We start from the raw sequence: 10018 nt of genomic DNA, 5'->3' as shown, positions 1-10018 counted from the left end.
CCTTGGGACCCTCAAGATCAAGCTCGACAATCTCAAGTGGCTTCTTCGCTTCAAAGGCAACAGCTGCGCGCGTCTTCATGGTAATTGGGTCTCCCTATGACTGGAAACGGCTTTTCCATTAACCGCGCGGACACGCAAGCCTAGATTCCGGCATACCACTCATAGTCGCCCACATCTTCCCAATATCCACCTTTTCCACCATGGAATTTTGTCAGATCATCGGTCGCTTCGATACGCATGACATATTTGGCATGCTTATACCCCAGCTGCCGTTCGACACGCAGGCGCACAGGTGCACCATATTTCACCGGCAGCATGTCGCCATTCATGCCCCACGCCAATATTGTTTGCGGGTGAAATGCATCGATTAAATCGATGGATTCATAATAAGGCTGCGCGCCGTAACTGTCCGCACAATGAAACACGATATATTTGGCGCGCGCCGACAAACCGGCTTGCTGCAACAACAGGCGCAGGGGCGTGCCCTGCCATTTTGCAATCGCACTCCAGCCCTCAACACAGTCATGCCGTGTTATCTGGGTGCGCGACGGCATCGCCCGCAGCGTTTCCAGACTGACATCCATCGGCTTGGCCACCATGCCATCAATGCGCAGTGTCCAGTCGGCAAACTTATTGCCAACATGCGCCAGATACTCGGCCGAGGTGCCTGTCAGTGAACCGTTGGTTTTGAAAACCGGCGAAATATCGGATGCAGGAAATTCCGGTGCAAGCGCCGCCCTGTCCATCAGGCTTCTGTGCACCGTCTGATTCAGCGTTTCTGCTGTGCGCAATGCCGACCGGAACATGTCGCTTTCATTCAACGCATCGCAACCGCTTAAGATCAGCGCGCTGCCACCCAAAGTTGCGCCGCGCAAAAGTGCACGCCGCCCAATGATATCGCGGTTGTTCTTCATGACGCCACCTCCGTCACATTCACGTGGCGTGCCTGAGCAACTTTGCCCGTAATCATCGAACGGATTCCGTTGATTGGCCCTGACAGGAAAACCATGACCAGATGCAGCAGCACAAAAATGGACAAAAGCGCCGCGCAAATGAAGTGGATCGAACGCGCCGATTGGCGGCCGGCAAATATATCATGCAACCATGGCAGGGCGGCGTTCATAGCCGGTGACATGGCAAGGCCAGTGAAGATCATCAGCGGCAACAAAATGAAAATCACGCCGACATAACAGAATTTTTGCAGGATATTATATGTCCCGGCATTGTGCGCATCAAAACGCAATCGGGCATGGTTTTTAACATCACGCCATATATGCTTTGGGGCCCATTCTGCCTTGCGGATATGCAGATGCCTGCGGATGTGGCCGTTCAACAACGATGCCGCCATGAAGCCCGCCAACCCAAGCGCAAACAGCCATGCAAAGGCAAAGTGCCACCGCCGGGCTGCGCCGAGATTGTACCGGGTGGGTATCGTCGTCCATCCGGGGAAGGCCACGCGGCGGACTTTATCGTCGGCGCCTAATGACAGTCCTAACACGCCCGTTGTCTCGAGCGTCGTTGAACCGATTTTCACAAATCCAGTTGTTCTTGTGTCGTCAATTTCCAACCATGCACGGTCTTCGCGCGATCCATATTCGCCCCAATACAGACGCGGATGCGCGTTGAAAATCATCAGGCCGCTCATCAGCAAAACCGTAAGCGCAATGGCGTTCAGCCAATGCCAAATCCGTGTGGTAGCTTTGTGTCGCTGCGCCATATTGTTCGCCATCCACCGTCTGTCCCACGATTGAACTCACAGTCGGCCTCATTTATTGAGGTTCATCTATCTATATGAAAAATATTAGAATTTTTCACCCGTCAGGCGCTGACACAGCATGTCGAGCTGGTCGAGGCTGCCATATTCAAATGTCACTGCTCCTGCGCCTGTAGCATTTTTCTGAACGATTCGGACGGTCAAGCCCAACAGGTCGCCCAAATGGGTTTCGACTGCCCGAATATCCGCATTGTCACTTGGGCCCGTGCTTTTGCCTTTTTTAGCGGTCGGGGCGCGTTCTTTTTGCACGAGCGCTTCGGTAGCGCGGACCGACAGGCCGTTCTTGATGACCAGCATGGCCAATGGCACAGCATTCTCGCTGCCCAACAGTGCGCGTGCATGCCCCATGGTCAATTTCTCTTCGATGACCAGATCGCGCAGCGGCAAAGGCAAATCGAGCAGGCGCATCATATTCGCAACATGGCTGCGCGACTTGTGCACCAGCTCCGCCAGCTCCGCCGCACTGTGCCCGAACAAATCGGTCAGCTTTTTATACGCCTCGGCTTCTTCGATTGGATTGAGATCCTGACGCTGGATATTTTCCAATAATGCAATTTCAAGCGTCTCAGCATCGTCAAAATTGCGCACGATCGCAGGCAGGTCATGCAGCTGAACCCGCTGCGCCGCGCGCCAACGGCGTTCGCCGGCGACGATTTGATAGCCATCGTTGAACGGACGCACGACGATAGGTTGAATAACGCCATGCTTTGCAATGCTCGCCGCCAACTCGTTCAACTTATCGTCGGAAAAATGGCGACGCGGCTGATCGGGATTTGGGCGTATCTCGGCAACCGCAATTGTCATGACGCCAACGCTGCGGGAATCGACATTTCCGGACGCGCGCGCAGAAGCGGGATCGCCGCGCAATGCTTCCCCAAGCAAGGCATCCAGGCCACGACCCAATCCCATTTTTTTCTTCAATGGGGATTTTTCAGATGGATTATCATTCGTCACGCTGCGAGCTCCCGGGCCGGTAGACGGCCAATCAATTCTCTTGCCAATTTCATATACGCCTCTGAACCCGAACAGCGATGGTCGTACACCAACGCGGGCAGCCCATGGCTTGGTGCCTCCGACAAACGTACGTTGCGCGGGATGACTGTTTGGAACACCAGATCGCCCAAGCAACTGCGCACATCGTCCGCAACTTGCTCGGTCAGCTTGTTGCGTTTGTCGTACATGGTCAACGCAACGCCCATGATCGTCAGCGCCGGGTTAAACCGGCCCTGAATACGCTCAACTGTCTGTAATAGCTGACTTAAACCTTCCAACGCGAAAAATTCACATTGCAGCGGCACAAGAAGTGAGTCCACCGCCACGAGGGCGTTGATTGTGATGAGACCCAGCGAGGGCGGGCAATCAATGATGCAGATATCCCAATTGGCATCCGATTTGTCGAAAGCCGCCTTTAGCCGTCCGGTGCGGTCCTCATATTCAACCAATTCAATTTCGGCGCCGGACAGGTCAACCGTCGCAGGGACCATGTCGAGATTGGGAATCAAGGTCGGAATGGCCGCATCCTTCAACGACGCGTCACCCAGCAAAAGATCATAACTGCTATGGACGCGCTGCGCTTGTTTCAGGCCCAGACCGGTGGACGCGTTGCCTTGGGGGTCCAGATCGACCAGCACGCACCGCCAACCGCTTGCCGCCAACGCAGTCGCCAAGTTGATAGCCGTGGTGGTCTTGCCAACGCCGCCCTTCTGATTTGCCACTGCAATTCGGATCATGATTTTTGTCCCTTTGCCCCGGCGTTGCCGCCACCTGCACGCTTACCGGCCAATGTACCGACCAGAATGCCGGCATCTGCATCGGTTATGCTTTGTTTAACGCTAAACGCGCCGTCCCAGGCTGTTTTGACGTCATCCCACTCTGCAGCTGCGTTACGCCCCTTTGGCAGCAGCCACAAAGTGTTCTTATGAGAGAAACGCGCCGCCAGTTCAAACAATTTGGGCAAGGGCGCAAAGGCGCGCGCACTGATGACCGAAAATGGGGCGGTTTTCATGCGCTCCAGCGGCATACCCATGACCGTGACGCGGCCACCGATGTCGAGCATTTCGACCGCACGCTGCAAATATTCAATGCGCCGCGCGCGCGACTCCACCAGCGTCACGTCAAAATCCGTGAGCAACGCGATAATCAACCCCGGGAAGCCAGCACCTGACCCAAGGTCCAACCATTTTGTTTCAGGCTGGCTCCGATCCATGAAGGTCAGCAACTGTGCACTGTCGACGATATGGCGCGACCAAATATCTTCTATAGTCGATGCCGCAATGAGGTTCTGGCTGGCCGACTCGCGTTTCAGGAACGCAACGAACGCATCGAGCGATTCCATTGTTTCACGTGAAACACCCAAGGATGTTGTCAGCCACGCTTTCGCTTCGGCTTCGGTCATGCTGCTTCCGTCACTGCGCTGCGGGCTCTTTTGGCATGAACGAGGATAGCAGCCAAAGCCGCTGGCGTGATGCCACGAATGCGCGATACTGCGGCCAGGTTTTCGGGCTTCGCGTTCTGCAATTTCTCAACCATCTCATTGGAGAGTCCAGCAATAGCGGCATAGTCAACATTGCTGGCCAGCGTTATTTTCTCATTTGCGGCGATGTCTTGAATCTCCGCCTCCTGCCGCGCGAGATATGGTGCGTAGCGACCGTCCTGCTCAATCTCTAACAAAAGCTCGCGGGGCCATTCGTGCCCATCTGCGTCCAACAAGTCCATGATCGAAACATGCGGAAAACGCAGCCATTCGAGCTTCGACATTTTACCCGCATCGGGTTTGACCGGCACACCCTGCTTCATCAGCACATCAGCACTTATCGGCGACGACATCATATCGAGCGCTGTCGCCTTCATCTGCGCTCTATGGTTAAATGCATCCATTCGGTCCTTGTCAACGGCACCCGCTTCAATCGCCATTGGCGTGAGCCGCGTATGGGCATTGTCGGACCGAAGCCTTAGGCGATACTCAGCGCGTGCCGTGAGCATCCTGTACGGCTCTGTAACCCCCTGCAGCGTGAGATCATCAATCATAACCGCAATATAGCTGTTAGTGCGGTCCATGGCCGGCATCGGCCGGTCCAGAACTTTGCACGCCGCGCCCAGCCCGGCCACTAATCCCTGTGCCGCAGCCTCTTCATATCCCGTTGTGCCGTTGATCTGACCCGCGCAATATAGTCCCTCAAACCCGCGGACAGCGAGGGTCGAATCCAGACAACGTGGGTCGATATAATCATATTCAACAGCGTAACCCGGAACGATGATTTCGCATTGCTCCAGTCCAGCCATCGACTTGACCATGGCGTCCTGAATATCTGTGGGCAGCGACGTCGATATGCCATTGGGATAAACCAGATGGCTATCAAGACCTTCGGGTTCCAAGAATATTTGGTGGCCATCACGATCACCGAAGCGGAATATCTTGTCTTCAATCGACGGACAATATCGTGGACCCCTGCCCTCAATATCGCCGCCAAATAAAGGCGAACGGTCCAAACCACTGCGGATGATGTCATGTGTCACCGTGTTGGTGCGTGTCATGGCGCAGAAGATCTGGGGTACTGTCCGCCGCTGATTTGAAAAGGACATCGTCCAATCATCATCATCGGATGGCTGTTCTTCCAGCATTGCCCAGTTAATGGTCCGGCCGTCAATGCGCGGTGGAGTGCCGGTTTTTAGCCGCGCTATCGGCAACGCCGCGTCGCGCAACTGCTTCGACAGAAGCATTGCGGACGCTTCGCCTACGCGCCCGCCCTCAAAGCGCTCTTCGCCCCGAAATAGCTTTCCGCCCAAGAAAGTACCCGTCGCCAATATGACCGCCGAGGATGTGATGATGGAGCCATCACCAAGCACCAAGCCGCCGACTCTGTTGGATGATCCAGGAACAAGATGGAGCGCCGCGGCCTCCGCCTGCACTATCGTTAGATGCGCTATTTGCCCCAGCTGGCGCTGGATCGATGCCTTAAACAATGATCGGTCTGCCTGGACACGAGGCCCCTGCACTGCCGCGCCTTTAGACGCGTTGAGCATGCGGTAGTGGATCGCAGCGTCATCTGCCGCACGGGCGATAAGACCGTCAAATGCGTCGACTTCGCGGACCAGATGCCCTTTTCCAAGGCCGCCGATGGCTGGATTGCATGACATCGCGCCGATCATGCTTTTGTCGAAACTCACCAGCGCGACGCGGACACCCATACGCGCGGCGACGGCTGCGGCTTCAGTTCCCGCGTGCCCTCCGCCCACTACAATGATGTCGAAATCGGTTGTCATAGGTCGCGCATAGCCGAACAAGTCGCATCGGTCAAAACTCTGCGTGGGATTGTTTCACGTGAAACAGCGTGTCATTTACCGACGCAGAATTTGCCAAATAAATTATCCAGCAGTTCTTCGGTATGGGCGCGGCCTGTTAATGCGTCCAACGCCAACCGCGCTTGCCGCAAGCATTCCGCGACGATCAGCCAGTCGTCGGTCGCCTGACATGCACCAAGCGCATCTGCGCAGTCTGCGAGCAGCGCGCGCTGCCGCTGGTTCACCGAAAACTGGTCGGGCGGCGGCAAAAGCGTTTTCGCGATATCCGCGACGGCTGTTTTCAGGTCGGCCATGCCAAATCCTGAGACGGCCGACAGCTGAATGGCCGCTCCCGATTTTTTCAAGCCATCTGGGCTATCCGACTTGGCCGCCACTTCAATGATATGTGGATGGTCGGGCCCAGTACCTTCGGGCCCAAGCCATAATATGATATCAGCCCCCTGCAACGCGGCCTGACTTCGATCGATGCCCATGCGCTCAATGACGTCGTCGGTGTGATCTCGTATCCCTGCGGTGTCGGTAAAGACGAACGCGATGCCATCAATCCCAATCGGGACTTCGATCATATCCCGTGTGGTGCCGGCAATTTCTGATACGATGGCCGCGTCGCGCTCCACCAAAGCGTTCAACAATGTCGACTTGCCGCAATTTGGTGGGCCACCCAGTACGACGCGCAACCCATCCTTTAACTTTTCAGCAGCGGGGTTGGATAATATGCTCTCGATTTCGCGTTGAATTTTCGAACAAGATACTGATATTGAACGATTATTTTGCGCATCCACATCAGATTCATCCGAAAAATCAAGTTCAGCTTCCGTCAACGCGGACAGTTGGAGAACCTCTTGCCGCCATGCTTCGATTGCCGCGCTAAAACTACCGCCAAACATCAATGTTGCGGATTTGCGCTGCCACTCGGTCTCTGCCGATAGCAAATCAGCAAGACCCTCGGCCTCGTTCAAATCAAGTCGGCCATTGGCAAAGGCCCTGCGCGTAAACTCGCCAGCCTCTGCCGCGCGCACATCGGGAAACTGCGACATGGCTTTTTCGACAGCGCGAACGACGGCGCGTCCTCCATGAATATGAAGCTCAGCGAGATCCTCGCCCGTGGCACTATCGGGACCCGGAAAGAGCAGGACAAGCGCTTGGTCGAGTGTCTCCCCGCTGTCTGGCGCCCGTAATATAGCAAGCGACGCACGCCGCGGCTTTGGTGTCCGGCCCGCAAGCCCGCGCACCACATCAAACGCCGCAGGGCCGCTGATGCGGATAATCGCTATGGCAGCCGGCGGCGCACCGCTGGACAGTGCAAAAATAGTATCAGTGGCGGACATCAAAGCTCTATTTTTTGTCTTTGCTGCTCACGCCCGACATGGCGGCTTTTGCACCTGTTTCGATCAGTTGTTGAAACAGCTGCAATCCCATTTGCCCCATTGGCGCGATTTGCTTGCCAAGTTCCTGCAGCTGGTCGATGCCGCCGGCGCCGTTCATCAGGTTCGTGACCTTTTCAACATAGGCCTCATTCGCCTTGGTCAGATCGGGCAAACCCAAAAGCGCACGGGCCTCTTCTGGCGAACAATCGATCTCTATGTTCATCTTCATGGCCGGGACTCTCCTCTTGATGGTATGACATACTATAAAGACAACATCGAATCACGCAATTGCGGAGAATGTCCGCACAGGAGCAAGATATGGGCGACATGATAAAGATTGCGGCACTGAACGAAGATGCCTTGTTTCCGGCGTATCTCGCCGCTCCGGTTGGCGCAGCGAAAGCAGCTATCATCGTCATACCCGAAATTTTCGGCGTAAATGTGGGTATTCGCCAAAAATGCGATCGCTTGGCTAATGATGGATATCTGGCGATTGCACCCGACATTTTCTGGCGTTTCGCGCCCGGCGTTGAACTCAATCCCGATGTGGAAGCACAGCTTCAAGAAGCGTTCGGCTATTTTGGCCAATATGATGCCGATGACGGTGTCAAAGACATTGAGGCTGCTATTCACGCGATACGGGGCGGCATTTCAGGCTACGCCCCCGTTCAAAATGTCGGCTGTGTCGGCTACTGCTTGGGCGGACGACTGGCCTATATGGCGGCGACACGCACCGATATCAGTGCATCGGTTGGCTATTATGGCGTCATGATTGATCAGATGCTTGGCGAAAGCCATGCGATTGCCCATCCACTCATGCTGCATATCCCCACTGCAGACCATTTTGTCGGGCCCGAGGCGCAGGCGGCGATCCATGCAGGACTTGGCAATCACCCGAAGGTGACTTTGCACGATTATGAAGGCCTCGACCACGGCTTTGCCGCCGAGATGGGCAACCGCCGAAACGAAGTTGGCGCGGCACTTGCCGATTCACGCACAGCAGCGTTTTTTGCAGAGCATCTAAGTTGAGGGCTATCTAACGATCGTCAGATGCCCTCAAAAATTAGCGGCTGATCAGTGCGATGACGTAGCTGCCAACGCCCAAATCGGGGTCGGTCCAACCTTCGTAAATCATCTTGAGCGCAACATAGACGATCACGGCCATGCCCAGCCATGCAATCCATTTATAGCGTTCAATATATTGGGCGATGATATTCGCTGCGATACCCATCAGGGCCACGGCAAAGATCAGACCAACAATCATGATGCCTGGATGATCCTTGGCGGCGCCTGCCACAGCCAGGACATTGTCGAGGCTCATCGACACATCGGCAACCGCAACTGCCCATGCCGCCGCAGCAAAGCTTTTGGCAGCGGGAATACCGCTATTTTCGTCACCTAAAACTTCGGGAGACCCGGGCGATTCCGTTGCTTCGCTGCGTTGAAGGTCGCGGTACATTTTCCACGCAACCCAGATCAGCAACAATCCGCCGACGAAGATGAGGCCAATGACACCCATCAACAAATTGACCATCAAAGCAAACACCACACGCAAAACCAGCGCCGCGATAACCCCGATGAAAATGACCTTTTTGCGCTGTTCCGCAGGCAGGCCCGCAGCCAATGCGCCAACAACAATCGCATTGTCACCCGCAAGCACAAGGTCAAGCAAGATGACCGAACCCAAAGCGGTCCACGCGCTGGCGGTGTTTAGATTGGAGAAATCATTGACGATATGCCCCCAAATTTCGGCAGGTCCGCCAAGTGACATCGCCGATGACGCGGTCGCAATCAAAAATTCAAACATCATGATGTCGCCTATCGCTTACTGATTCATGGAATCGAAGAAGTCTTCGTTGGTCTTCGAATCCTTCATCTTGTCGAGCAGGAACTCCATCGCGTCGATGGTGCCCATTTGCATCAGGATACGGCGCAGGACCCACATTTTCTTGAGCTTGCCTTCCTCGGCCAGCAATTCTTCCTTACGCGTGCCGGACTTGCCGACATCAAGCGCTGGGAAGATACGCTTATCCGCGACCTTGCGATCGAGCACGATTTCTGAGTTGCCGGTACCCTTGAATTCTTCGAAAATAACTTCATCCATACGGCTGCCGGTATCGATCAGCGCGGTTGCGATGATGGACAACGAACCACCTTCCTCGATGTTCCGGGCCGCGCCGAAGAAGCGCTTTGGACGTTGCAACGCATTCGCGTCCACACCGCCGGTCAACACCTTGCCCGATGATGGAACCACAGTGTTATAGGCACGGCCAAGGCGCGTGATCGAGTCGAGCAAGATGACAACATCATGCTTATGCTCCACCAGACGCTTTGCCTTTTCGATAACCATTTCAGCGACTTGCACGTGGCGGGTCGCGGGTTCATCGAAGGTGGAGGACACAACCTCTCCCTTCACCGAACGCTGCATATCGGTGACTTCTTCTGGACGTTCGTCGATCAACAATACGATCAAGAAGACTTCAGGATGGTTTTCGGTAATGGCGCGGGCGATATTTTGCAGCAACACGGTTTTACCCGTACGCGGCGGCGCAACGATGAGTGCGCGCTGGCCCTT

Annotated in this window: 11 protein-coding genes; 1 reads left to right on the top strand and 10 read right to left on the bottom strand. The window is 55.2% G+C overall.

Going from position 1 to position 10018, the window contains the following annotated elements; all coding sequences use genetic code 11:
- Window positions 1-140 precede the first annotated feature (140 nt).
- The 8 genes from ACIQ0G_RS08120 to ACIQ0G_RS08085 form a co-directional block, all read right to left on the bottom strand.
- Window positions 141-914: a molybdopterin-dependent oxidoreductase gene (locus ACIQ0G_RS08120; RefSeq protein ID WP_397577471.1), complete on the bottom strand. Its 774-nt coding sequence runs from the start codon at window positions 912-914 to the stop codon at window positions 141-143.
- Entirely contained in the window at window positions 911-1717 is an 807-nt protein-coding gene (locus ACIQ0G_RS08115; protein ID WP_397577470.1) for a cytochrome b/b6 domain-containing protein, read from the bottom strand. Before ACIQ0G_RS08115 ends, ACIQ0G_RS08120 begins: the two co-directional genes overlap by 4 nt.
- Before the next feature lie 84 nt (window positions 1718-1801).
- Window positions 1802-2683, bottom strand: a complete 882-nt coding sequence (locus tag ACIQ0G_RS08110; protein ID WP_397577473.1) for a ParB/RepB/Spo0J family partition protein — start codon at window positions 2681-2683, stop codon at window positions 1802-1804.
- Between the two features lie 41 nt (window positions 2684-2724).
- Window positions 2725-3504, bottom strand: coding sequence for a ParA family protein (locus ACIQ0G_RS08105; protein WP_183942079.1), 780 nt, complete (start codon window positions 3502-3504; stop codon window positions 2725-2727).
- Complete coding sequence (gene rsmG / locus ACIQ0G_RS08100; RefSeq protein ID WP_397577469.1) at window positions 3501-4169, bottom strand: 16S rRNA (guanine(527)-N(7))-methyltransferase RsmG; 669 nt, start codon at window positions 4167-4169, stop codon at window positions 3501-3503. The genes ACIQ0G_RS08105 and rsmG overlap by 4 nt, the downstream gene beginning before the upstream one ends.
- Window positions 4166-6037: a tRNA uridine-5-carboxymethylaminomethyl(34) synthesis enzyme MnmG gene (gene mnmG / locus ACIQ0G_RS08095; RefSeq protein ID WP_397577468.1), complete on the bottom strand. Its 1872-nt coding sequence runs from the start codon at window positions 6035-6037 to the stop codon at window positions 4166-4168. The genes rsmG and mnmG overlap by 4 nt, the downstream gene beginning before the upstream one ends.
- A 71-nt stretch (window positions 6038-6108) precedes the next feature.
- The gene (gene mnmE, locus ACIQ0G_RS08090; RefSeq protein WP_397577467.1) at window positions 6109-7404 is read right to left on the bottom strand and encodes a tRNA uridine-5-carboxymethylaminomethyl(34) synthesis GTPase MnmE; all 1296 of its coding nucleotides are present in this window, start codon (window positions 7402-7404) and stop codon (window positions 6109-6111) included.
- 7 nt (window positions 7405-7411) lie between these two features.
- Entirely contained in the window at window positions 7412-7672 is a 261-nt protein-coding gene (locus tag ACIQ0G_RS08085; RefSeq protein WP_397577466.1) for a DUF6489 family protein, read from the bottom strand.
- 89 nt (window positions 7673-7761) lie between these two features.
- Here ACIQ0G_RS08085 and ACIQ0G_RS08080 point away from each other — a divergent pair, with 89 nt between their 5' ends.
- Window positions 7762-8472, top strand: a complete 711-nt coding sequence (locus tag ACIQ0G_RS08080) for a dienelactone hydrolase family protein (RefSeq protein ID WP_397577465.1) — start codon at window positions 7762-7764, stop codon at window positions 8470-8472.
- 34 nt (window positions 8473-8506) lie between these two features.
- On the opposite strand, the gene ACIQ0G_RS08075 is transcribed toward ACIQ0G_RS08080, so the two are convergent.
- The gene (locus ACIQ0G_RS08075) at window positions 8507-9250 is read right to left on the bottom strand and encodes a YjbE family putative metal transport protein (RefSeq protein ID WP_397577472.1); all 744 of its coding nucleotides are present in this window, start codon (window positions 9248-9250) and stop codon (window positions 8507-8509) included.
- An 18-nt stretch (window positions 9251-9268) separates the two neighbouring features.
- Window positions 9269-10018 (bottom strand): transcription termination factor Rho (rho, locus tag ACIQ0G_RS08070; protein ID WP_397577464.1); only part of this gene is annotated, 750 nt, incomplete at its 5' end.

It is taken from the genome of Sphingorhabdus sp., from assembly GCF_044354325.1.
In the GTDB taxonomy this organism is placed as follows: domain Bacteria; phylum Pseudomonadota; class Alphaproteobacteria; order Sphingomonadales; family Sphingomonadaceae; genus Sphingorhabdus_B.
Note: the sequence above shows the minus strand (reverse complement) of the source record. Positions and strands in the feature narration are given on the sequence as shown.